Origin of the sequence: Sphingobium sp. CR28 (genome assembly GCF_052327305.1) — a bacterium.
Lineage (GTDB): Bacteria > Pseudomonadota > Alphaproteobacteria > Sphingomonadales > Sphingomonadaceae > Sphingobium.
Genome location: NZ_CP182486.1, coordinates 1394554 through 1416238, shown reverse-complemented (window position 1 = coordinate 1416238; position 21685 = coordinate 1394554). Strand labels below are relative to the sequence as shown.

22 protein-coding genes are annotated in these 21685 nt (G+C 62.9%); 8 read left to right on the top strand and 14 right to left on the bottom strand.

Annotated features, from left to right (window positions below; all coding sequences use genetic code 11):
• Positions 1-99 precede the first annotated feature (99 nt).
• Both ACNAOH_RS06715 and ACNAOH_RS06710 read right to left on the bottom strand, forming a co-directional pair.
• Positions 100-546 (bottom strand): TonB-dependent receptor domain-containing protein, encoded by a 447-nt coding sequence (locus ACNAOH_RS06715; protein ID WP_443971980.1) that lies wholly within the window; start codon positions 544-546, stop codon positions 100-102.
• Positions 431-2188: a TonB-dependent receptor plug domain-containing protein gene (locus tag ACNAOH_RS06710; protein WP_443971979.1), complete on the bottom strand. Its 1758-nt coding sequence runs from the start codon at positions 2186-2188 to the stop codon at positions 431-433. Before ACNAOH_RS06710 ends, ACNAOH_RS06715 begins: the two co-directional genes overlap by 116 nt.
• Before the next feature lie 313 nt (positions 2189-2501).
• Between ACNAOH_RS06710 and ACNAOH_RS06705 the strand changes: the two genes are divergently transcribed.
• Together ACNAOH_RS06705 and ACNAOH_RS06700 are read left to right on the top strand one after the other, a co-directional pair.
• Positions 2502-2714, top strand: coding sequence for a cold-shock protein (locus tag ACNAOH_RS06705; protein WP_443971978.1), 213 nt, complete (start codon positions 2502-2504; stop codon positions 2712-2714).
• Positions 2715-3039: 325 nt separating this feature from the next.
• Positions 3040-3225 (top strand): hypothetical protein, encoded by a 186-nt coding sequence (locus ACNAOH_RS06700; protein WP_443971977.1) that lies wholly within the window; start codon positions 3040-3042, stop codon positions 3223-3225.
• 111 nt (positions 3226-3336) lie between these two features.
• Here ACNAOH_RS06700 and ACNAOH_RS06695 read toward each other — a convergent pair whose 3' ends face one another.
• Positions 3337-3732, bottom strand: a complete 396-nt coding sequence (locus ACNAOH_RS06695) for a winged helix-turn-helix domain-containing protein (RefSeq protein WP_443971976.1) — start codon at positions 3730-3732, stop codon at positions 3337-3339.
• Between the two features lie 135 nt (positions 3733-3867).
• Between ACNAOH_RS06695 and ACNAOH_RS06690 the strand changes: the two genes are divergently transcribed.
• On the top strand, positions 3868-4659 hold the full coding sequence (locus ACNAOH_RS06690) for a DODA-type extradiol aromatic ring-opening family dioxygenase (protein WP_443971975.1): 792 nt from the start codon (positions 3868-3870) through the stop codon (positions 4657-4659).
• Between the two features lie 81 nt (positions 4660-4740).
• On the opposite strand, the gene ACNAOH_RS06685 is transcribed toward ACNAOH_RS06690, so the two are convergent.
• A complete protein-coding gene (locus ACNAOH_RS06685; RefSeq protein WP_443971974.1) occupies positions 4741-5694 on the bottom strand; it encodes a choice-of-anchor A family protein in 954 nt (317 codons plus the stop codon).
• Positions 5695-6064: 370 nt separating this feature from the next.
• On the opposite strand from ACNAOH_RS06685, the gene ACNAOH_RS06680 reads away from it, so the two are divergent.
• The 3 genes from ACNAOH_RS06680 (at position 6065) to ACNAOH_RS06670 (ending at position 10207) form a co-directional block, all read left to right on the top strand.
• Positions 6065-7534 carry a KAP family P-loop NTPase fold protein gene (locus ACNAOH_RS06680; RefSeq protein ID WP_443971973.1) on the top strand — a complete coding sequence of 490 codons (1470 nt, stop codon included), beginning with the start codon at positions 6065-6067 and terminating at the stop codon, positions 7532-7534.
• 262 nt (positions 7535-7796) lie between these two features.
• The gene (locus ACNAOH_RS06675; protein ID WP_443971972.1) at positions 7797-9731 is read left to right on the top strand and encodes a DEAD/DEAH box helicase; all 1935 of its coding nucleotides are present in this window, start codon (positions 7797-7799) and stop codon (positions 9729-9731) included.
• A gap of 14 nt (positions 9732-9745) precedes the next feature.
• Positions 9746-10207, top strand: a complete 462-nt coding sequence (locus ACNAOH_RS06670; protein WP_443972068.1) for a YaiI/YqxD family protein — start codon at positions 9746-9748, stop codon at positions 10205-10207.
• Between the two features lie 49 nt (positions 10208-10256).
• Here ACNAOH_RS06670 and ACNAOH_RS06665 read toward each other — a convergent pair whose 3' ends face one another.
• Positions 10257-11267, bottom strand: a complete 1011-nt coding sequence (locus ACNAOH_RS06665) for a glycoside hydrolase family 43 protein (RefSeq protein ID WP_443971971.1) — start codon at positions 11265-11267, stop codon at positions 10257-10259.
• Positions 11268-11504: 237 nt separating this feature from the next.
• On the opposite strand from ACNAOH_RS06665, the gene ACNAOH_RS06660 reads away from it, so the two are divergent.
• Positions 11505-11693 carry a hypothetical protein gene (locus ACNAOH_RS06660; protein ID WP_443971970.1) on the top strand — a complete coding sequence of 63 codons (189 nt, stop codon included), beginning with the start codon at positions 11505-11507 and terminating at the stop codon, positions 11691-11693.
• A gap of 46 nt (positions 11694-11739) precedes the next feature.
• Here ACNAOH_RS06660 and ACNAOH_RS06655 read toward each other — a convergent pair whose 3' ends face one another.
• From ACNAOH_RS06655 to ACNAOH_RS06615, 9 genes are all read right to left on the bottom strand, one after another.
• The gene (locus tag ACNAOH_RS06655; protein WP_443971969.1) at positions 11740-11931 is read right to left on the bottom strand and encodes a hypothetical protein; all 192 of its coding nucleotides are present in this window, start codon (positions 11929-11931) and stop codon (positions 11740-11742) included.
• A 66-nt stretch (positions 11932-11997) separates the two neighbouring features.
• Positions 11998-12255 (bottom strand): alkylphosphonate utilization protein, encoded by a 258-nt coding sequence (locus ACNAOH_RS06650; protein ID WP_443972067.1) that lies wholly within the window; start codon positions 12253-12255, stop codon positions 11998-12000.
• Positions 12256-12302: 47 nt separating this feature from the next.
• Positions 12303-14123, bottom strand: a complete 1821-nt coding sequence (gene lepA, locus ACNAOH_RS06645) for a translation elongation factor 4 (RefSeq protein WP_443971968.1) — start codon at positions 14121-14123, stop codon at positions 12303-12305.
• A gap of 249 nt (positions 14124-14372) precedes the next feature.
• Positions 14373-14627 carry an ATP synthase F1 subunit epsilon gene (locus ACNAOH_RS06640; protein ID WP_443971967.1) on the bottom strand — a complete coding sequence of 85 codons (255 nt, stop codon included), beginning with the start codon at positions 14625-14627 and terminating at the stop codon, positions 14373-14375.
• Between the two features lie 48 nt (positions 14628-14675).
• Positions 14676-14828, bottom strand: coding sequence for a hypothetical protein (locus tag ACNAOH_RS06635; protein WP_443971966.1), 153 nt, complete (start codon positions 14826-14828; stop codon positions 14676-14678).
• Between the two features lie 74 nt (positions 14829-14902).
• The gene (gene atpD, locus ACNAOH_RS06630) at positions 14903-16426 is read right to left on the bottom strand and encodes a F0F1 ATP synthase subunit beta (RefSeq protein WP_443971965.1); all 1524 of its coding nucleotides are present in this window, start codon (positions 16424-16426) and stop codon (positions 14903-14905) included.
• 59 nt (positions 16427-16485) lie between these two features.
• Entirely contained in the window at positions 16486-17358 is an 873-nt protein-coding gene (locus tag ACNAOH_RS06625; protein ID WP_443971964.1) for a F0F1 ATP synthase subunit gamma, read from the bottom strand.
• A gap of 133 nt (positions 17359-17491) precedes the next feature.
• Positions 17492-19021, bottom strand: a complete 1530-nt coding sequence (gene atpA, locus ACNAOH_RS06620) for a F0F1 ATP synthase subunit alpha (protein ID WP_443971963.1) — start codon at positions 19019-19021, stop codon at positions 17492-17494.
• Positions 19022-19067: 46 nt separating this feature from the next.
• On the bottom strand, positions 19068-19622 hold the full coding sequence (locus tag ACNAOH_RS06615; RefSeq protein WP_443972066.1) for a F0F1 ATP synthase subunit delta: 555 nt from the start codon (positions 19620-19622) through the stop codon (positions 19068-19070).
• Between the two features lie 376 nt (positions 19623-19998).
• On the opposite strand from ACNAOH_RS06615, the gene ACNAOH_RS06610 reads away from it, so the two are divergent.
• The gene (locus tag ACNAOH_RS06610; RefSeq protein ID WP_443971962.1) at positions 19999-21681 is read left to right on the top strand and encodes a methyl-accepting chemotaxis protein; all 1683 of its coding nucleotides are present in this window, start codon (positions 19999-20001) and stop codon (positions 21679-21681) included.
• Positions 21682-21685 lie beyond the last annotated feature (4 nt).

Sequence of the window (21685 nt, the reverse complement as noted above, 5' to 3'; positions counted from 1 at the left end):
TACCCGCGTAGCAATGATGGACTGCGCCCGAAACCCCCGTAGGCACTTCATGTCTGATAAGTTGATGACGGCGTTCCGGCCGAGTGGCGCAAGACTCTGTCAGAACCTTGCGCTCATGCTGGCAAAGAAGCGCCGTCCCGGCTCGGGAAAGCCGTCGACAAGCGCATAATTGTCGTCGAACGCGTTCATGATCCCCGCGCCGATCGATACTCCCTCAGTAAGAGTCAGGTCTGCGCGCAGCCCCGCCAGCGCGTAGCTTCCGGTCCGTGTCCAGCGCGTGCCGGCGGTATTGGCGGTCCAGCGGTTGGACGCCAGTTCGAGGCTGGGGGTGATCTCTACGCGGGCGAGCGGCGTCCACAGCGCGTAGAGAAAGGCCTTGTCCCTCGGCACGCCGGTCGGGCGGAAGGCCGCGTTGGTCGGGTCGGCGATATCACGCACCTGCCGGCTGTAATTGCCGCCCACTGTCAGCGTGTCGGCCAGCCGTGCGTCCAGCGAGACTTCGGCGCCATAATAACGACCCGAGCCGATGTTGCGGCTCTGAGTCACAGGTTGACCGTTGAAGATCAGCGGGAAGGCGAACACCACATCGTCCCAGCCAGGCATAATAGGCCGCGCCTTCCAGCCGGATCGACCCGAACTGCCAGCGTCCGCCTGCTTCCGCCTGCGTCGCCCGCTCGGACTGGAGATCGGGATTGGACGTCGCGCCGCCAAAACGTGAGGAAAAGCGCTCGAACAGCGTCGGGAAGCGCGTGCGCGAGGAGAGGCTGGCATAAAGTTCGCGGGTCTCGTCGGGATGCCAGCTGAGACGGCCCTGACCATTGATCGCCTGTGCATTGCGAAGGGGATAATTGACATAGCCTGATCCTGCCGCGCCCGGCGTGCCGGCATAGTCCTGCGCCTTGCCCAGGTCGCGCCAGTCGTAGCTGGCGCCCAGCGTCAGGCTGAGGCTGGGGGTGAATGCGATTTCATCCTCGATCGCGGCACTATACGTGTCTTCCACCGTGCGCTGCCGGGGTTCCGTTCTACCCGAGGGGAAGACCTGCTGCCACTCGTCGTGGCGGTCACGCCGGTAGAAGAAGGCGATGGACAGGCGATTATTGGCGGGCAGGCGAAGGTCGAACTGCGCCGAGCCCCCAAAGGCCTTGTCGGCATAATAGCTGTTGAAGGCTCTCGCGAGCGTCTGGCTTGTCTGCCCGCGCTGATCGAACGCGCGCAGCAGATTGTCGAAGCTGTTATGATAGACACGCGTCTTGAGCGTTGCGTCGTCACTCAGCGCCGTCGTCGAGAGGAAATAGAGGCTCTCGATATTCCAGTAGGGCCATTGCCAGTATCGCTGTGCGGGGAGGGGCACCGTGGTTTCTATCGGCGCATTCTTGGCGCCTTCCTGCCGTGTGTAGCTCAGCGCATAGTCGTCGGTCGCGTTGGGCGTGAAGCCGATCTTTGCGTTCACCCGCCAGTCGCTCGTGTCGGAAAGGTCGCGCTCGCCTGCCGCCTGATTGGTCGTGGGGGCGTAGCCGCCGGCCAGATCCCAGTGGTCCACCCGGTTGCGGGTGTAGCTTGCCTGCGCGTACCACTTGTCCTGTCGAGTGCCGATCAGGCCGAAGACGTTGTAACCGGCATAGTCGGCGTCGCGGTCGAGGCTGATCGTGCCGCGCGCCTCAACCTCCAGCGCCTTTGTCGGCGTGCGGGTGACGAGATTGATTGCGCCGCCCATCGCGCCCGGCCCGTCGAGTACGGAGGCATAGCCTTTCGCCACCTGCACTTGCGCCACGTCGGGTGTCAGGAACCGGCCCATGTCGAGGCGATTGTCGGCCGGAAGATAGACCCGAATTCCGTCCATCGAGAGCGGCACCTGAAAGCGGTCGAAGCCGCGCACGAAGATCAGCCGCTCATTGCGCGATCCCCCGCTATTGGAGGCTGAGACGCCGGGCATCAGGTTCACCGCCTCGTCCAGGCTGACTCGATTGAACCGCTCCATGGCCGGAGCCGAGACGATCGAGCCGGTGACGATCGGCTGGTCTGCCTCGCGCGCCCCGGTGACGATGATTTCTCCCAGCGCAAAGCTGTTGGAAGGCACATTTTCGCGATTCGCCGCCCCGGCTTCGTTCGCCGGAGCCTGAGCGAGGGCAGGCAGAGGCGCAGTGGCCAGCCCTATGATGGACGCGAAAAGACGATGCCGTGGACCCATGTCCGATTTCCCCAGTTCTATATTTCATGGAATATAGAGATGCTCTCTAGAATGCAGCGCAACGAAGGCAAGACGATTGTCCCGGCGCTTTCTTGGAAAAACTGTGAGTGGCACGGAGGCGATGTTCGCGGGCATGCTCGCGCCCGGCGATTCCCTGAAAACTTGACATTTTGCCTATTTCTGCCATATTGGCGGGGCTATCGTCGCATGCGACGGATTTTGACGCCGTTGGCGGATTCTTCCTTTGTCACGCTTCTACGCTCCGCCAGCACCTCTGCTGGCGGGTCACTATTGTCGTGAAAAGGAAATTCTCATGACCACCGGAACTGTAAAGTTCTTCAATGCCGACAAGGGCTATGGCTTCATTGCTCCCGATGACGGCGGCAATGACAGCTTCGTGCACATCAGCGCTGTCGAGCGCTCGGGTTTCGCGACCCTTCAGAAAGATCAGCGCGTCAACTTCGAGCTCGAAGTCGACAAGCGCGGCCGCCAGTCGGCGGTCAATCTTTCGGCGGCCGACGCCTGAAGGATGGGGCCGTCCAGACGGCCCCGCCACATCCTCCTCCCTGCTATGTGCCCCGCTTGTTCGCGGAGCCGGCAGGGAGAGGAAACGGCGCTCCTGCGCCACTTATAGATCAACCTCATTTCTGGAATGAATATCCGGGCGAAAGTGCCCGACTAGGACTATCGTGATTAATAAATATCATAATATCAAAAGAATAGCGGAGAGGGTCTTTCTTTCCCATATGCATGCGAAGCCTGCTCTGATGGCTTCCACCCTGCCGCCGCAACGCCTGCGAGAGCTTGTCGCCGATATGGTCGACTGAGCACCGCAGCAGAAAGGTCGCCTTATGTCAGTGACGTCCGAATTCTATTTCGCCCGCGCAACTGAGAGCGCCCAGGCCGCTCGCGATGCCAGCCTGGATAATGTGAAAGAGCGCTGCCTGCGCGCGGAGAAAGCCTGGCTCGCCATGGCGACGCGCCTCCTTGAGGCAGAGGATCGCAAGCGGGGCAACAAGCCCGCCGATCCGGAATAGCCGCCCTCGATTTCGCCGGTTGTTTGACCGGCCGTTTGAGCGGTGAGCGACCGCTCACTGTCTCGCTTTTCTCCCACCGTTCATTTCGAGCGAAAGGTCGAGCCACTCTACCTAGCCGCTCCCGCCCTTTTCCGGGTCGGATGCCGCTGGCAGCGGCGCAGGGCGCAGCATCCCGGCCAGTCCACCGAGGTCGCTCGCCGCTGCGTCCGCAATGCTGGCTTCCAGTGCGCGATAGGCCGCGAGCGCCTGCTCGCCGGCGGTCGTGAGGCGTGCGCCGCGATTCTTGCCGCCGCCGATCATGGTCTGCACCAGAGGCTGCGCGAAACAGCGGTTCATGGCATCGACCAGCATCCAGCTGCGCCGATAGCTCATGCCCAGATCTCGCCCAGCCGCCGAGATTGAGCCCGTGCGGGCGATCGCATCCAGAAGGTCCGCCTTGCCCGGTCCCATCGCGATCTCGTCTCCGCACAGGAGCTGGGCGCGAAGTTTGAGCGGGCCGGTCTGCATGGGCGCGGTCTAGCAGAAGCGAAGCCGGGGATCACCTTCCCTTATCTTTCGAGCCCCTATCTTTCGAGAAAGTAGAACGGTCCCGCCGGTTTTGTCGCACTGGCTGCGATAGGTCGGCACACCTAAATATGCAGCATGACTATTCAGCCTTCGCTTTTCATCCCGCACGGCGGCGGTCCCTGTTTCTTCATGCCCGATCCGCAGGACAGGTGGACGAGCATGCGCGCCTATCTGGAAGGGCTGGCGGCTAGCCTTCCTGCCCGGCCGCGCGCCATCCTCATCGTTTCGGGCCATTGGGAGACGCCTGCCGGCTTCGCTTTCACTGGCGCGCAGCAGCCTGAGCTTATCTTCGATTATCACAACTTCCCGGATTATACCTATGCCCTCAAATATCCGGTGCCGGGCGATCCGGCGCTGGCGGGACGTGCCGCAAAGCTGCTTGCGGCTGCAGGCATCCCTGCCGCGATTGATCCCTCCCGGGGGCTCGATCATGGCGTGTTCGTGCCGATGAAGGTCGCGTTTCCGGATGCTGACATCCCGATCGTCGAAATGTCCGTGGACAGGAGCCTCGATCCCGCGCTGCATCTGGCGGCAGGCAGGGCGCTCGCGCCGCTCCGGGCCGAGGGCGTGCTCATCGTCGGGGCCGGCATGAGCTTTCACAACATGCGCGCTTATGGCAATCCTGCCGCGACCGAGCCGAGCCGCCTGTTCGACACATGGCTGACGGACGCGACGACGAGCCCGACCGCGAGCCGCAACGCGGCGTTGCAGGGCTGGGCGGATGCGCCCTATGCCCGCTTCAGCCATCCGCGCGAGGAGCATCTCATCCCGCTGATGGTCGCGGCCGGCGTCGCACAGGGCGCGGGCGTACTCGATTATTCGGACGAGGTGCTCTCGACGGTCATTTCCGCCTTCCGCTTCGCTTGATGCCCGAGCTCAACAACTGGCGCCAACAAAAAGCCCGCCCGGATCGCTCCAGGCGGGCTTTTGTTTGCTCGCGGCGTTGGCTTACGCGACGGCGGCCTTCGCGGTGCGACGGCGCATCATCGAGCCGACAAAGCCGAAGCCGGCAATCATCATCGCCCAGGTCGCGGGTTCGGGCACGGCGGGCGGCGTGATCCGGTCATAGCCGGAAAAGCGGCCCATGTAGAACTCGGTGCTGCTCGTCACATTGTTCGCGATCAGCGATCCGAAGAAGCCGCCATTCGCGGCCGTGACATTGGCATTCGGCGCGAGGATGTTGCCCGCCCAGCTGCCCATCAGGGTGATGTCGGTCGCGTCGGCGAAGTTGAACAGGATCGACGAAGCAAGGCCGGCGCTATTGTTGACGATCGTCTTTCCGTTGATCGAGAACTGGCCGGGATACTGCGTCGTGAACGACGTGCCGGTGACGTTGATTACGGCCACCGAGCCTTCAGGGATGAACAGCTCGAAGCCGCTGCCGAAATTCTGGTTCGCCGCGTCGAGCGTGAACACGTTCAGCGTGGAATTCGTGCCCGTCAGGCGAAGCGCGCCCGGCTTCGTGACCGTGCCGTTATTCTCCAGGCCCGCGATGAACGTCGAGATGTCGCTGAGCCGCGTGAACTCGGACCCGAAGTTGACCGGCGAGGCGGCGTTCTGGGTTGCCGTGCCATTCAGCACATTGAAGCCGCTGGCCGTGATCGTGCCGCCCACAACGGCATTGCCCCGGAAGACCTGACCGTTGTTGTAGGTGAGGTTCTGACCTACTGCGAGCGCTGCGCCCGTGTATCCAGCCGCGAGGTCCTTGCCGACGCTGAAGTTGGCGAGGTTCGCGTTCCCGCCCACCGCCAGGGCGCCGTTCACTTCGGTATTCGACGAAGTAAAGTTACCAAAGGCCACCACGTCATAGTCGATGGCGCTCGCCGCCTGCGCGGACGAAACTGCAGTGCACGACAGGACGAGGCCAGCGGCAACGGCGGAAAAACGGGAGAAAAGCGCCACTTGTCAGATTCCTTAGATATAGATTTCGCCGCCCCATATCAGCAGCGCACCCCGCCCTCAATCGCAGTTTGTGGTTAATGCGAGAGGTGTGGTTTTGAGGTCGCCCCATTGTGAGATTGGTGTTCTGCAAGGCAGGGCGGGATTGCGAAAACCCTTCCTCGTCATTCCCGCGCACGCGGGAATCCAGTCACCATCGAGGAGTTGAAACGGAGGTACGTAGCTCCGGCAGTAAACTATTGCGGAATGGGCGCGTTAGCGGCAGCGATCAGAGCAGAACATCGCTACAAAATGAGAATGTGAGTACACCCGCCGAGTTTTTGAGAACTTGGCGCCGTGCTCTATTGCAGATGATACTGTGCTCGGAGGAAAGATGACCGCATCTGAAAGCGATCCCCTCGGTAAAATTTGGGAAGGCGATATGCTTCGGCGCCAGTCAGAAGCACGCGTGCTGGAGCGATTTCTTAGGTCAGAAAGTGAAGCCCTCGCCGATCAAGGTCGGGAGCAGGCCGTCGTGCTTGCTCTAGACTCCAAATACGGAGAAGGGAAAAGCTGGTTTTTGGACCGATTTCGCCGGCAACTCGGTTTGAACCATCCAGTAGCGTTCGTGGACGCGTGGATCGACGATGCCAATCAAGAGCCGCTTGTCTCAATCATGGCGGCGCTAGACGATGCACTTCAGCCATTTCTCGCGTCGAAGACGATTAGCAGAAAAATGGCGGAGCTTACGCGTGCCGCACTCCCAATCATGGGTAAAGCAGTCGTTGGTTTGGGAGGGAAACTCGTAGCACGACACATAGGCGATCAGTTTTCTGGCGAGGCCGGTGAACTAGTTCGTGATTTGGGTGAAAACCTCGCCGAGGACGTCAGCGAGATGGTTGATACTGCGGGAAGAGCTCTACTAGATCAGTATCGTGCCCGGCAGAAATCTCGCGAGAAGTTTAAGGGCAGCTTACGGCAACTAGCAACCAGCATTTCCAGCGCTTCGGATGACTCGCGAACCTCACCCATTTTCGTCATCATCGACGAACTGGATAGGTGTCGACCTAGTTATGCCATCGGGATACTCGAGGAAATCAAGCACCTTTTCGATGTTCCCGGTGTGGTCTTCATTATAGCGCTCCATGGCAGCCAACTCGCTGAGAGCGTCAAAGCCGTTTATGGAGCGGGATTCAACGCAGCCGACTACCTTCGTCGTTTTTTTACTCGGCATTACGAACTAAGACGCCTGTCTATAAAGGAACTGGTGGTAAAGTACTTTGCTTGGATACCCTTCACAGAGATTACCTTTTGCTCACCTCCACTATGGGCCGATGGGCGGTCCGTCGAAGCAAATCAGGTGGAGCTGGCGGGCGAACTGCTCACTGATTGGGGAGCGACGCCGAGAGAAGCCTTAGCCGTTTTAGATGGCTTACGATTATTCGTGGTGGGCTGGGAGCTTAAGGTCCCAATCGAGTTGCCGCTGGTTCTAGTTATGCTTCTGAACGCTACCAGAGGAAACGCCAATGAAACCGCGCCGCCACGCGAGACGTCTGACGGGCCGATTTTCGCGCTTCCTACGAATGATCAGCGGACTTCTGTTTTTAAAGCTGCGCGTGCATCCGACCTTACCGGCCCCTACAATACAGGGATGAGCACTCCGCTCCCGCAGATTGCTAAAAACAATTATAGTCACGGCGCCCTAGGGTATGTCGGTGACAGATTGGGTGATGAGTTCGCAATTCGCTTCAATCGTTCTACTCCGCGCGGAAGTCCGGCCCAAATGTCATCTTGGTCAGAATATCAAGATCGACTGAAAAGGGTCGGCCGCTTTCTGGACAAAATTGAAAAGTCTGGAGGTTAAATTCTCAAGAGCAGTTGCCGCCGCGTGAAAGGCCCTATCAGAGGGCCATGCTGGTTGGTTTCAAGACAGATGCAAGGCGAATTGGGCGAGCTTTTCGAGAAGGGCACAAAATCGTTGACCCTGGCCTCTTTCTGCCACCATCCCCCCCCTCCACCCACCTTTCCTTGCTTAATCCTGCGCAGGCGCCTATCGCGCGCACATAGCGGGCGATAATGCCCTGCCGCCGCTGACCCTCGTCGCGGAACGCAAAAAGCAAGAGACCATGACTTTCGAAACACTTCCCGCGCTTCTGTCCGAAGCGCTCGCCACGCGTGGTTATGCCGCGCCCACGCCCGTGCAGGCCGCCGTTATTGATGCTGAGGCGGAGGGGCGCGATCTCGTCGTCTCCGCGCAGACCGGCTCGGGCAAGACGGTCGCCTTCGGCCTCGCCATGGCGGGCGATCTGCTGACCGAGGATGGCACGGCGCGGCCTTCGCGCACGCCTCTCGCGCTCGTCATCGCCCCCACGCGCGAGCTGGCGCTGCAGGTGAGCCGCGAGCTGGAGTGGCTGTATCAGGCCACCGGCGCGCGCGTCGCCACTTGCGTGGGCGGCATGAACCCCTCGGCCGAGCGCCGCGCCCTCTCTTATGGGCCGCAGATCGTGGTCGGCACGCCCGGTCGCCTGCGCGATCATCTGGAGCGTGGCGCGCTCGATCTTCAGGCGCTTGCTGCCGTCGTGCTCGATGAAGCGGACGAGATGCTGGACATGGGCTTCCGCGAAGATCTGGAGGAACTGCTCGACGCCACGCCGGAGGGCCGCCGCACTTTGCTCTTCTCCGCGACCATGCCCAAGCCGATTGTCGCGCTGGCTCGCCGCTACCAGCAGGATGCGCTGCGCATCTCCACGGTGGAGGAGGATCGCGGCCATGGCGACATCAGCTATCAGGCAATGGCGATCGCGCCTGCCGATATCGAGAATGTCGTCGTCAATCTGCTGCGCTTCCACGAGGCGGAGACGGCGATCCTCTTCTGCGCCACGCGTGACAATGTGCGCCATCTCCATGCCAGCCTCACTGAGCGCGGCTTCGCGGTGGTAGCGCTCTCCGGCGAGCACAGCCAGAATGAGCGCAACCATGCGCTTCAGGCCCTGCGCGATCGGCGCGCCCGCGTCTGTGTCGCGACCGATGTGGCCGCGCGCGGCATCGATCTGCCGGGCCTCAGCCTCGTCATCCATGTCGAGATTCCGCGCGATGCCGAGGCGTTGCAGCACCGCTCTGGCCGCACGGGTCGCGCGGGCAAGAAGGGCACGGCGATTCTTCTCGTGCCTTATCCCCGCCGCCGCCGGGTCGAGTCCATGCTGCGTGGCGCGCGTATTCCCGCCGAGTGGGTCGCGCCGCCCTCCGCCGAAGAGATCCGCAAGGCGGACAGCGAGCGCCTGCTCACCCGCCTGCTCGCGCCGGTCGAGGTGGCCGAGGAGGATCGCGAGCTTGCCGCCCGCCTGCTGAGCGAGCGCACGCCCGAAGAGATTGCCGCCGCGCTCGTCCATGTCCACCGCAGCGCACTGCCCGAGCCAGAGGATTTGCTGCCCGATACGGGCGCCGCCGGTCCGCGCGCGCCCCGCGCCGGCTTTGAAGGGAGCGCCTGGTTCCGCATGAACATGGGCCGCCGACAGAATGCCGATCCGCGCTGGGTGCTGCCGCTGCTCTGCCGCCGGGGCCATGTGACGCGCAGCGACATCGGCGCGATCCGCATCACCGCGAACGAAACCTTCTTCGAAGTGCAGTCCGGTGTCGCCGCCCGCTTCCTCGCGACCGTGGGCCGCACAGCGGAAGAAGGCGGCGAGGACGATGTCGAGATCGCGCCTTCTGAGAGTCCGCCGCAGGAGGCGCCCCGCCACATCCGCCATGATCGCGACAATGCGTCCGGTTCGCGGGATCGCGCGCCTCACGGTGCCCGGCATGAGGGTCCCCGCCACGAGGGCGCGCGTCCCTTCCGTGGCGAGCGGGCCGAGCGCGGCCCGGCCCCGTCGGACGCACCACGCCCCGGCAAGCGCGAGCGCGACGATGCGCGCGGCCCGGCCGATCGCAGCACGCTGCATGCCGCCAAGCCCTTCGCCAAGAAAGGCCCGGCACCTTTCCGCAAGGGCGCTCCGGGCAAGGGGCCTTATAAGGGGCCGCGCAAAGGCGGGCCTGGGGGTAAGGGCTTCGGCAAGGGCTGAGGGTTGCCGGCATGATCCGCGTTCTGGTCGATGCCGACGCCTGCCCGGTGAAGGAAGAGATCTACAAGGTCGCCTTCCGCCACGCCGTCCCGGTGACGATCGTCTCCAACAGCCCGATCCGGGTGCCCGCGCATGATCTGATCGCGCGCGTCGTCGTCTCCGATGGGTTCGACGCCGCCGACGACTGGATTGTCGAGAATGCCGGCGCGGGGGCGATCTGCATCACTGCCGACATCCTGCTGGCCGATCGTTGCCTCAAGGCCGGCGCCGTGGTGATCGCGCCCAATGGCAAGCCCTTCACCACCAGTTCGATCGGCAGCGCGGTCGCCACCCGCGCGATCATGGCGGATCTGCGCGCGGGCGCCGTGGGCGATCCCATTGGCGGCCCGTCGCCCTTCGGCAAGACGGACCGCTCGCGCTTCCTTTCCGCGCTGGACGAGGCGCTGGTGCGGATGCGGCGCACGCATCCGCGATAAGCATTAGCGCGTTGAGCGCTTAGCCCGCTACGCCTGGACCCGCCGCGCCTTATGGCTTCGGCGGAACCGAGACGCCTTCCACGGTCTGCACCACGGGCTTCATCGTGCCGTCCGGGTTGTAGTAGAGATGCTCCACCGTCACTGCGCGCCGGCCGATCGCGCCGCTCTGATCGCCCACGGCCAGCGTCGCGTTGTGCAGGAAGAGATACCAGTTCTTCTTGAACTCCACGATGCCGGGGTGGATCGTGAAGCTGTATTTGCCTGCGTCGGTCAGCAGCCCGCGATAGGTCCACGGCCCGTTGATCGAGGGCGCCGTCGCATAGGAGACATGCTCGTCGCGCTGCGTCGTCCGGTCGAGCGAGGCATAGGTGAGATAGTACATGTTGCCGCGCTTGTGGATCCACGGCCCTTCCTCGAAATGCGGCGGCGTGATCTCGGTGATCTCCCCGTCGATCTCGATCATGTTGGGCTTCAGCTTGGCGATATAGGCCTGGCGGTTGCCCCAGGCGATGTAGGTCGTGCCGTCATCGTCGGTGAAGACGGTTGGGTCGATGTCTTCCCAGCTGTGCGTACCCTTGGGCGTCATCTCGTTGGTGATGAGCGCGGAGCCCTTGGCGTCCACGAAGGGACCGGTCGGCTTGTCGGAGACCGCGACGGCGATTGCCTTGCCTGGGTGGGTGGCGTCATGTTCCACCGCGGCATAAAACCAGAACTTGCCGTTCTTCTCGATGGCCTGAGATGCCCAGGCATCCTTCTTCGCCCATTTGAAGTCCTTGACGTTCATGATCGCGCCGTGATCGGTCCAGGTCTTCATGTCCTTGGTGGAATAGACCAGCCATTCCTGCATGTTGAACATCTCGTCGCGCTGGGCGACGTCATGGCCGGTGTAGAGATAGAGCGTGTCGCCCACCACCAGCGGCGCGGGGTCGGCAGTGAACTTGTCACGGATGATCGGGTTCGATCCCGGCGCCTTGCCCGGCAGCTGCTGGGCGCTCACAGGCACGGCGGCGATCGTCGCCAGTAGACCCAGCGTCATCAGTCGCGCGAAACCATTGCCCATTCTCATCCTCCTCTTTCGACTTGTCAGACAAATAGCCGGATCGGCCTTCGGGTCAAGCCGCTGGCGGAAGTGCCTGCGCGGCCTCATCACAAGGTATCTGTTCTAAAGGCCCGCTTCGGTTCGAGCGGGGATCGAGAAAGGTCGAGATTGCTGCCCGGAACAGTATAGTCGAGCGCTCTGGTCAAATCCGCGCGACCGGCTAATCTCACGCGAACAAGATAAGCAGGAGAGTTGCCCATGTTCGTCAAGTTCACCAGCACGGATCGCGTGCCCGTCGCCGTCAACGCCACGCAGATCTCGTTCATTTCCAGCGTGTCGGAGGGCACCCGCATCCGCTTCGGCGAGGGGCGCAGCGTCACCGTGGTCGAGCCGATGGACGAAATCATCGACCGGCTGAATCACACCAATGCTCTGCCGGACGGGTAGGGGCTTACTAGCCGTCACCCCCGACTTGATGCGGGGTCCAGCCGCCCTACCGCAGCTTCGCGATCTTCAGCCCGTCTGCCTTGGCGCGGTCCTTCACGCTTTCCTCGCTGCGGGTCAGCGCCTTGGCGATGGCCTTCAGCGCCATGCCCTTGGCCGCGAGGGTGCGCAGCTTGGTCAGCTCGTCCGCCGTCCAGGGCTGCTTGTGCCGCTCGAAGCGAGCACCGTCATTCTTCGCCATCAGCCCTCGTCCTTTTCCTGAGCCGCCGACTTGGGACGGATCGACACGCCAGAACTGAATGTCAGCTCAGCGCTTCTTCACGAACTCGGCGCGCAGTACCAGCCCCTTGATGCCGTCATAGCGGCAGTCGATTTCCTGCGCGTCGCCGGTGAGGCGGATCGACTTGATGAGCGTGCCGCGCTTGAGCGTCTGCCCCGCGCCCTTCACGGTCAGATCTTTGATGAGGGTTACCTGATCGCCATCGGCCAGCAGATTGCCGACCGCGTCGCGGACCTCGACCGCATCCGCCGCGCCCTGCTTGGCGGCAAGCTCAGAGGCGGGCATCCACTCGCCGCTCGCCTCATCGAACACATAGTCGTCGCTATTCTCGCTCAATTGTCGTCCCCCATTTTGAGCGCCGCGATGAAGGCTTCCTGCGGAATCTGCACGGAGCCATATTCGCGCATCCGCGCCTTGCCCTTCTTCTGCTTCTCCAGAAGCTTCTTCTTGCGGGTGATGTCACCGCCATAGCATTTGGCGGTCACGTCCTTGCGCATTGCCGCGATGGTCTCGCGCGCAATCACCTTACCGCCGATCGCCGCCTGAATGGGGATCTTGAAGAGGTGGCGGGGGATGAGGTCCTTCAGCCGTTCGCACATGTGGCGACCGCGCTCCTCGGCGACGCCGCGATGGACGATCATGCTGAGCGCGTCGACCGGCTCGTTGTTGACGAGGATGCTCATCTTCACGAGGTCGCCCTCACGCAGGCCGATCTGCTCATAGTCGAAGCTGGCATAGCCCCGGCTGATCGACTTCAGCCGGTCGTAGAAATCGAACACCACTTCGTTGAGCGGCAGTTCGTAGCTCACCTGTGCGCGCCCGCCCACATAAGTAAGGCCGGTCTGGATGCCGCGCCGGTCCTGGCAGAGCTTCAGGATGCTGCCCAGATACTCGTCGGGCGTGTAGATCGTCGCCTTGATCCACGGCTCGTCGATCTGCTCGATGCGGCTGGGGTCGGGATAGTCGGCCGGATTGTGCAGCAGGATCTCGCGCGCGTCCTCGGTTTTCGATTTGCGCAGCTGGATGCGATAGACGACCGAGGGCGCGGTGGTGATGAGGTCGAGATCATACTCGCGGGTCAGCCGCTCCTGAATGATCTCGAGGTGCAGCAGGCCAAGGAAGCCCGCGCGGAAACCGAAGCCCAGCGCCGCGCTGCTCTCCATCTCGAAGGAGAAGCTCGCGTCGTTTAGGCGCAGCTTGGCAATGCTCTCACGCAGCTTCTCGAAGTCCGCCGCATCGACCGGGAAGAGCCCGCAGAAAACCACTGGCTGCACTTCCTTGAAGCCGGGCAGGGGTGTGGTCGCGCCGTTCTTCACCGTGGTGATCGTGTCGCCCACGCGGGTCTGCGTGATTTCCTTGATCTGCGCGGTGATGAAGCCGATCTCGCCGGGGCCAAGCTCGGGTAGCGTCTCGATCTTCGGGCGGAAGCAGCCGACGCGGTCGACCAGATGCTCCGTGCCGCCGATCATGAACTTGATGTTCTGGCCCTTCTTCAGCACGCCGTTGATGACGCGCACGAGGATCACAACGCCGAGATAGGGGTCGTACCATGAATCGACGAGCATCGCTTCCAGTGGCTTGTCGCGGTCGCCCTTCGGAGCGGGGATTTTCTTGACGATTGCCTCGAGGATCTCGTCGATGCCGATGCCGGCCTTCGCGCTGGCGAGAACGGCTTCGCTGGCGTCGATGCCGATCACGTCCTCGATCTCCGCCTTCACCTTCTCAGGCTCAGCGGCGGGCAGATCGATCTTGTTGATGACCGGCACAATCTCGTGGTCATGCTCGATGCTCTGGTAGACGTTCGCCAGTGTCTGCGCTTCCACGCCCTGCGCCGCGTCCACCACCAGCAGCGCGCCTTCACAGGCAGCGAGGCTGCGCGAAACTTCATAGGCGAAGTCGACATGGCCGGGCGTGTCCATGAGGTTCAGCTCATAGGTCTCGCCGTCGCTCGCCTTGTAGTCGAGGCGCACGGTCTGCGCCTTGATGGTGATGCCGCGCTCTTTCTCGATGTCCATGTTATCGAGGACCTGGGCGGTCATCTCGCGGTCGGACAGTCCGCCCGTGCGCTGGATCAGCCGGTCGGCGAGCGTCGACTTGCCATGGTCGATGTGAGCAATGATGGAGAAATTACGGATGCGGGCCATGTCGGTCATGCCGGGCACCTAGAGCATTTTCAGGAAAAGTGGGAACCGGTTTTCCGCCCGAAAATGCTCAATCGTAGGAATCCTGGCATTTTCAGGAAAAGTGGGAACCGGTTTTCCGCCCGAAAATGCTCTAGAAGAAAAAAACGGACCATTTCCAGGCTCGTTGAGGACTTTCGCTCCCTTTGAAAATAGCTGGCAGGGGCTTGCGCTGCTCGCCAGTCCTGCTGCTGCGATCGTTGCCGATCGCGGACAATCGCCTTATTCTGCCCGCTCAGCCAGAACGGTGAGGCCTGTCTCGCTCACTTCCGCAAAGCCGCCCTCGATGGCGATGCTCTGCGGCTCGGCATTGGCGGTGGCATAGACCTTCAGCGTGCCATCCTTGATCGTCGACATGAAAGGCGCATGACCTTCCAGCACGCCGAACTCGCCCTCGCTGCCAGGCACGACGACCATGTGCACGTCCTGCGAGAGAACGAGCTTTTGCGGGGTAACCAGTTCAAAATGCAGTGCCATGTCCGCCAAACCTGTCCTGTGCGTCAGCGGCCGGCGCTGGCCGATTTCCTAAAACATCACGCAGGTGATGCAGAAATCGACGACCAGTGCAGCGACCGCCAATCCTCCGAATATCCCCGCGATCGCGACGACATCCCGGGTCGTTTCCTTCACGACGAACGGGCGTTGAGGCCCGCGCGTCCGTATCGGCCAATGGACCATGGCATCCTCTCCTTTGCCCCGGCTTTTGTCGGGTGCAGGAGGAGAGGCTAGCCCGATCCCTTCAGGCGATCAAGTCAGGCGGCCTCCGCCGCCAGCTTCTTGCCCTTCTCGATCGCTTCCTCGATGCCGCCGACCATGTAGAAGGCGGCTTCCGGCAGATGGTCATACTCACCATCGACCACAGCCTTGAAGCTCTTCACCGTGTCCTCGATCTGGACGAACTTGCCCGGAATACCCGTGAAGACCTCAGCGACGTGGAACGGCTGACTGAGGAAGCGCTGGATCTTGCGCGCACGCGCGACGGTCAGCTTGTCCTCTTCCGAGAGCTCGTCCATGCCCAGAATGGCGATGATGTCCTGCAGCGACTTGTACTTCTGCAGCGTCTCCTGGACGCGGCGGGCGACGGCATAATGCTCTTCGCCCACGACTGCCGGGGTCAGCACGCGGCTGGTGGAATCGAGCGGGTCGACTGCCGGATAGATGCCCAGCTCGGAGATGGCGCGCGACAGCGTCGTCGTCGCGTCAAGATGCGCGAACGAGGTGGCCGGCGCCGGGTCGGTCAAGTCGTCCGCAGGCACGTAAATCGCCTGCACCGAGGTGATCGAGCCCTTGGTGGTGGATGTGATGCGCTCCTGCAGGGCGCCCATGTCGGTCGACAGGGTCGGCTGATAGCCCACGGCCGAAGGGATACGGCCAAGCAGAGCGGACACTTCCGAGCCGGCCTGCGTGAAGCGGAAGATGTTGTCGACGAAGAAGAGCACGTCCTGCCCTTCCTGATCGCGGAAATACTCCGCCATGGTGAGGCCGGAAAGCGCGACGCGAGCACGGGCGCCCGGGGGCTCGTTCATCTGGCCGAAGACCAGCGCCACCTTGGAGCCTTCGCTCGTCGGGTTGCCGTCCGCGTCCTTGGCGATGACGCCCGCGTCGAGGAACTCGTGATAGAGGTCGTTGCCTTCGCGGGTGCGCTCGCCGACGCCCGCGAACACGGACACGCCGCCATGGCCCTTGGCGATGTTGTTGATGAGCTCCTGAATGAGCACGGTCTTGCCGACGCCCGCACCGCCGAACAGACCGATCTTACCGCCGCGCGCATAAGGCGCGATCAGGTCGATGACCTTGATGCCGGTGACGAGGATCGCCGCCTCGGTCGCCTGATCGACGAACTCGGGAGCCTTGGCGTGGATCGGCGCCTTCTGCTCGGCGCCAACCGGGCCGCGCTCGTCGATCGGATCGCCGACGACGTTGAGAATGCGGCCGAGCGTCTTGGGGCCGACCGGCACGGAAATCTGCGCGCCTGTGTCGCGCACTTCCTGCCCGCGGGTCAGGCCGTCGGTGGCATCCATCGCGATGGTGCGCACGGTGTTCTCGCCCAGATGCTGCGCCACTTCGAGCACCAGCTTCTGGCCGTTATTCTCGGTTTCCAGCGCGGAGAGGATCGCCGGGAGCGCGTCAGGGAACACGACGTCCACGACCGCGCCGATGACCTGGGCGATGCTGCCGACATTGTTGGTGCCGGTGACGGGAGCGGCCGTCGCGGTCGTCTTCGCGGCGCGGGGCGCGCGGGGCTTCTTGGCCGGAGCTTCGGGTGCGGTTGCCATGATCGTCTTCCTTGCCTTCTCAATTCGTGCGGCGCGTCACCGCGCCTTGCCTGTCTGCTTTAGAGCGCTTCTGCGCCCGCGATGATCTCGACGAGTTCGGTGGTGATCGCTGCCTGACGGCTGCGGTTATACTCGACAGTGAGCTTGTTGATGAGTTCGCCTGCGTTGCGCGTCGCATTGTCCATCGCGGTCATCGATGCGCCCTGCTCGGATGCCATATTCTCAAGGAGCGCTTTGAAGAGCTGGATCGCGATGTTGCGCGGCAGAAGATCGACGAGGATCGATTCCTCATCCGGCTCATACTCGACCGCCGCGTTTGAAGTGGCAGGCGCGTCTGCCGGAACTGCGACCGGAATGAGCTGCTGCTCTGTCGGGATCTGCGCGAGCGCGGACTTGAACGCCGAGTAGAACAGGGTCGCAACGTCGAACTGTCCCTCGAAGAACAGGCCACTGATCTGTTCCGCGACCGCCTGCGCCTCGTCATAGCCAGGCGCGCGAACGGTCGTCGTGTCATATTCCGCGACGATCATGCCGGGGAAGGTGCGGGCGATCACGGCTTTGCCCTTGCGGCCCACCAGGAAGAACTTGACCGTCTTGCCCGCCGCGATGAGCGCGTTGGCCTTGACGATCGCCGCCTTGACGATGTTGGCGTTGAACGCACCGGCCAGGCCCTTGTCGCCATTGGCGACGACCAGCAGATGCACGTCGTCCTTGCCGGTTCCGGCGAGCAGACGCGGCGCGCTGTCGCCCTTCACCTTGCCGGCGAGACTGGCGACGACGCCTTCCAGCCGCTGCGCATAGGGGCGAGCGGCCTCAGCGGCCGCCTGTGCCTTGCGCAGCTTGGCCGCCGCGACCATCTGCTTGGCCTTGGTGATCTTCTGGGTCGATTTGACCGAGGCGATCCGGCCTTTGAGTTCCTTCAGCGAAGCCATGTGGCTCAACCTACCTTTTCATCGTCATGCTGAACTTGTTTCAGCATCCATCTTCCCCACCGCCCTGACTCCATCTTGAGAGATGGACCCTGAAACAAGTTCAGGGTGACGGTGGGAAAGCGAAGTCTTCCAATCAGGCGAACGTCTTGCCGAACGCGTCGAGCGCGGTCTTGAGCTTCGCCTTGCTGTCGTCCGAGAAATCGCGGCTGTCGCGGATCGCGGTCAGAATACCGGCGTGCTCGTGGCGGATATGCGCCAGCATCGCGGCCTCATAGCGGGTCACATCCTTCACCGGCACGGCGTCCAGATAGCCATTGGTACCCGCGAAGATCGAGACCGTCTGCTCTTCGAACGGCAGCGGCGAGAACTGCGGCTGCTTGAGCAGCTCAGTCAGGCGCGCACCACGATTGAGCAGCTTCTGCGTCGAGGCGTCGAGATCCGAGCCGAACTGGGCGAAGGCCGCCATTTCGCGATACTGCGCCAGCTCCAGCTTGATCGAGCCGGAAACCTTCTTCATCGCCTTGGTCTGCGCGGCGGAGCCGACGCGCGACACCGAGAGGCCCACGTTAATGGCGGGGCGGATGCCCTGATAGAAGAGGTTGGTCTCAAGGAAGATCTGGCCGTCGGTGATCGAGATCACGTTGGTCGGGATGTAGGCGGACACGTCGCCGGCCTGCGTCTCGATGATCGGCAGCGCGGTCAGCGAGCCGCCGCCCTGGCTGTCGTTCATCTTCGCCGCGCGCTCGAGCAGACGGCTGTGCAGATAGAAGACGTCGCCCGGATAGGCTTCGCGGCCCGGCGGGCGGCGCAGCAGCAGCGACATCTGGCGATAGGCGACGGCCTGCTTGGAAAGATCGTCATAAACGATCACGGCATGCATGCCATTGTCACGGAAATACTCGCCCATCGCAGCGCCGGTATAGGGCGCGAGGAACTGGAGCGGAGCGGGCTCGGAAGCGGTGGCGGCCACGACGATGGAATATTCCATCGCGCCATTCTCTTCGAGCTGACGGACGATCTGCGCCACGGTCGAGCGCTTCTGGCCGACGGCGACATAGATGCAATAGAGCTTCTTCTTCTCGTCGTCGCCCGCGTTGACGCCCTTCTGGTTGATGAAGGTGTCGATGGCGACAGCGGTCTTGCCGGTCTGGCGGTCACCGATGATGAGCTCGCGCTGACCACGGCCGACGGGCACCAGCGCGTCGATCGCCTTGAGGCCGGTCTGCACCGGCTCGCTGACCGACTGGCGCGGGATGATGCCCGGCGCTTTCACTTCCACGCGGCTGCGGCCCTCGGCCACGATCGGGCCTTTGCCGTCGATCGGGTTGCCGAGGCCATCGACCACGCGGCCGAGCAGGCCCTTGCCGACGGGAACGTCCACGATGGTGCCAGTGCGCTTGACGACATCGCCTTCCTTGATCTCGGCGTCCGAGCCGAAGATCACGACGCCGACATTGTCGGCCTCAAGGTTGAGCGCCATGCCCTGCACGCCATTGGCGAACTGCACCATCTCGCCGGCCTGAACATTGTCGAGGCCGTGGATGCGCGCGATGCCGTCACCCACGCTGAGCACGGTGCCGACTTCGCTAACCTGCGCTTCGGCGCCGAAATTGGCGATCTGGTCCTTGATGACCTTGGAGATTTCTGCGGCGTTGATATCCATTGCCTTGCCTTTTTAGCCTTTCGTGGAAGCTCCCTGTGCGGAGCCTTCAGCCCTTCATCGCCTGGGCGAGCGTGTTCAGTCTGGTACGGATGGAGCTGTCGATCATCTGGCTGCCAAGCTTGACGACCAGACCGCCCATGATGGCGGGATCGACCTTGAGGTCGAGAGCGACGTCGCGACCGGCGCGCGCCTTGAGTTGCGTTCCGAGCGCAGTCACCTGCGACCGGCTGAGCGGATGCGCAGACGTGATTTCAGCGCGGGCTTCGCCCCGGTGCGCCGAAAGCAGGGTCTCGAATGCGCGGATGACGCTGCCTGTCTGGGAGAGGCGGCGATTATGCGCCAGCACGCCGAGGAACTTCGTGGTGAGCGAATCGAGCCGGAGCTTGGTTGCCACTGCGCTGATTGCGCGCCCGGCGGCTTCACGGCCGACGACCGGGCTGGTGGTCAGCGCCTTGAGATCAGCCGATTGCGCGATCGCGGCCTTGAGCGTCGCGAGGCTCTGCGCCACCGAATCGAGCGCTTTTCCATCGCGGGCGAGCTCGAAGAGAGCAATTGCGTAACGCCCTCCTAGGCTAGCCTGAATACCGCCGCTATTCTCCACGCGCGTTGAGCCCTTCCCATCGATCGATCTGGACGTACCTGCATTGGGCGGCTTCAGAGCGCCCCCCGGCACGCGGCGCGGTTAGCAGGGGCGGCGCGGGGATGCAACCCGGCTGGGCTTTCGAGGGCGGCAATGCGGCCAGTTGCGCGCGGGAGCACCGCTTCCGGTGTGTATCGGAGGCTCAAGCGGTCGCATTGTGACGTTTTCAAGACAGATTTGTGACAGCTATCCACATGAAAAACAAAGATAATATGAGTTAGGATTAGGATGTCGTTAAGCATGGGTAACTAGATGCGGCACCGCGCGAAGCTTATTGGGCCGCTTAGAAATCATGCCTTTCCCATCGAAACCTTTTTCCGCCCTTTTGCCTGCGAACATGGGCGAATCCATTGCATCGCAGGTGCGTCTCATCCTGCTGGCGTTTGGCGGCGCCTTCCTGCTGCTCGCTCTGGTGCAGCTGGGCGTGCTTGCGTTTAACCGGGTGGTGATCGGCCGTCTCGTCGATGATCGCATAGCGCCGATGAGCCAGCTCCAGCTGCTCGCCGCCTCATATCAGACGAGCTGGAGCATTGCGGACAAAGTCCGTGCAGGGAATGTCGGGGCGTCCGGCGGCGCGCAGGCGCTCTCGGAATTGCGGACGCGGCAAAAGCAGGACTGGCAGGATCTGACGGCTGCCAATCCGGGGATCGCCGCCCGTTTCGCGGCCGAGCATCGCGAGACGGACCGGGTTCTGGCCGATCTTCAGCGCATTCTCGAAAACGGTAATCAGGACCAGCTCGACTTCTTTCTCTCCGGGCACTTTTATGGCGTGCTTGATCTTTTCGTCGGCAAGCTCGCGGCTAGGGCGGCGGATCTGCGCGCGCAGGCCTCAGCCGAGCGGGCCATGCTCCGCCGGGTCGATGTGGTCGCGGAAGTGGGACTTGTGGTACTCATGATTCTGGTCGGAGCAGCTGGTCTGTGTCTTGCACGCGCAGCCCGCACGCGTATCGTCCAGCCACTGTGCGCCATCGTGGATTTTATCGCGCTCAAGGAGGCTTCCGGGAAAGCGCCCGGCACGGAGCGTAAGGACGAAATTGGAAAGATCGCCCGCGCGCTGGATGCGGCGAACGATATCGAGCGCGCGGCGCGCCGCGCGGCAGAGGAGCGGCATGAGGCGGAGAAGCGGCTTCGCTCCAGCCAGCAGCAGGCGGCCGAGGCGCATCGTATGCGCAACGAACGATTGAATCAGATTCTCGCCAGCTTCGGGCACACAGTGTCGGGTCTGGTCGCGGAACTTGCCGAAGCATCCACCGGAATGCGGGAAATGGTCTCCCGCCTTGCCAGTTCCTCCTCGCAATCGCGTGATCGTGCCGATGATGCGGCGCGCGCGATCGGAGAGACGGCGAGTCGCATCACTCAGGTGCAGCAGGATACGGTTGGCCTGCTCGCGCTCGCGGGCGGGGTGAAAACAAGTGTTGCCTCCACACGCGACCTCATCGAGCAGGTCACTTCTCACTCCAGCCATAATCGGCAGCGCGCACATCAGCTCAACGAAGTGGTGAAGGGGATCGGGAGCGCAGTCGAACTGATCGGCGGCTTTGCCCGCCAGACCAATCTTCTCGCGCTCAATGCCGCGATCGAGGCGGCGCGCGCCGGTGAGGCGGGGAGGGGGTTTGCCGTCGTCGCCAATGAAGTGAAGGCGCTGGCGGCCAGCTCGGCAGTCGCGGCCCTGCGCATTGAGGAGCAGCTCGGCGAAATTACCGGCACCGCGCAGGATGTGCTGGCCAGCGTGGCGCTGGTCGAGGATCTAGCGGGCGATGTCGGCCGCCAGGCCGACCGGATGGAAAGCGCGGTGTGCACACAGGAGGTGTCGAACCAGCGCGTCGCAAACGCAGCCGGCGCCGTACAGGCGGAGATGCAGCAAATGACGGTCGCCGCCCACGAAGTGCGGCAGGGTTCGCGGGACGTGGTGCAGGCAGCGAGCCAACTGGCAGAGATTGCCGACGCGATCGCGCTTCAGGCCGATCAGCTCCATGTTCGGTTCGGGCGGCTTGACGAGGAGGTGCGCAACGTTGCGTGAGCGG

Excerpts from the sequence above, each read along its gene's own strand:
- ACNAOH_RS06710 (WP_443971979.1), bottom strand. The coding sequence starts at position 2,188 with ATGGGTCCACGGCATCGTCTTTTCGCGTCCATCATAGGGCTGGCCACT.
- ACNAOH_RS06705 (WP_443971978.1), top strand. The coding sequence starts at position 2,502 with ATGACCACCGGAACTGTAAAGTTCTTCAATGCCGACAAGGGCTATGGC.
- ACNAOH_RS06700 (WP_443971977.1), top strand. The coding sequence starts at position 3,040 with ATGTCAGTGACGTCCGAATTCTATTTCGCCCGCGCAACTGAGAGCGCC.
- ACNAOH_RS06695 (WP_443971976.1), bottom strand. The coding sequence starts at position 3,732 with ATGCAGACCGGCCCGCTCAAACTTCGCGCCCAGCTCCTGTGCGGAGAC.
- ACNAOH_RS06690 (WP_443971975.1), top strand. The coding sequence starts at position 3,868 with ATGACTATTCAGCCTTCGCTTTTCATCCCGCACGGCGGCGGTCCCTGT.
- ACNAOH_RS06680 (WP_443971973.1), top strand. The coding sequence starts at position 6,065 with ATGACCGCATCTGAAAGCGATCCCCTCGGTAAAATTTGGGAAGGCGAT.
- ACNAOH_RS06675 (WP_443971972.1), top strand. The coding sequence starts at position 7,797 with ATGACTTTCGAAACACTTCCCGCGCTTCTGTCCGAAGCGCTCGCCACG.
- ACNAOH_RS06665 (WP_443971971.1), bottom strand. The coding sequence starts at position 11,267 with ATGGGCAATGGTTTCGCGCGACTGATGACGCTGGGTCTACTGGCGACG.
- ACNAOH_RS06660 (WP_443971970.1), top strand. The coding sequence starts at position 11,505 with ATGTTCGTCAAGTTCACCAGCACGGATCGCGTGCCCGTCGCCGTCAAC.
- ACNAOH_RS06655 (WP_443971969.1), bottom strand. The coding sequence starts at position 11,931 with ATGGCGAAGAATGACGGTGCTCGCTTCGAGCGGCACAAGCAGCCCTGG.
- ACNAOH_RS06650 (WP_443972067.1), bottom strand. The coding sequence starts at position 12,255 with ATGCCCGCCTCTGAGCTTGCCGCCAAGCAGGGCGCGGCGGATGCGGTC.
- lepA (WP_443971968.1), bottom strand. The coding sequence starts at position 14,123 with ATGACCGACATGGCCCGCATCCGTAATTTCTCCATCATTGCTCACATC.
- ACNAOH_RS06640 (WP_443971967.1), bottom strand. The coding sequence starts at position 14,627 with ATGGCACTGCATTTTGAACTGGTTACCCCGCAAAAGCTCGTTCTCTCG.
- ACNAOH_RS06635 (WP_443971966.1), bottom strand. The coding sequence starts at position 14,828 with ATGGTCCATTGGCCGATACGGACGCGCGGGCCTCAACGCCCGTTCGTC.
- atpD (WP_443971965.1), bottom strand. The coding sequence starts at position 16,426 with ATGGCAACCGCACCCGAAGCTCCGGCCAAGAAGCCCCGCGCGCCCCGC.
- ACNAOH_RS06625 (WP_443971964.1), bottom strand. The coding sequence starts at position 17,358 with ATGGCTTCGCTGAAGGAACTCAAAGGCCGGATCGCCTCGGTCAAATCG.
- atpA (WP_443971963.1), bottom strand. The coding sequence starts at position 19,021 with ATGGATATCAACGCCGCAGAAATCTCCAAGGTCATCAAGGACCAGATC.
- ACNAOH_RS06610 (WP_443971962.1), top strand. The coding sequence starts at position 19,999 with ATGGGCGAATCCATTGCATCGCAGGTGCGTCTCATCCTGCTGGCGTTT.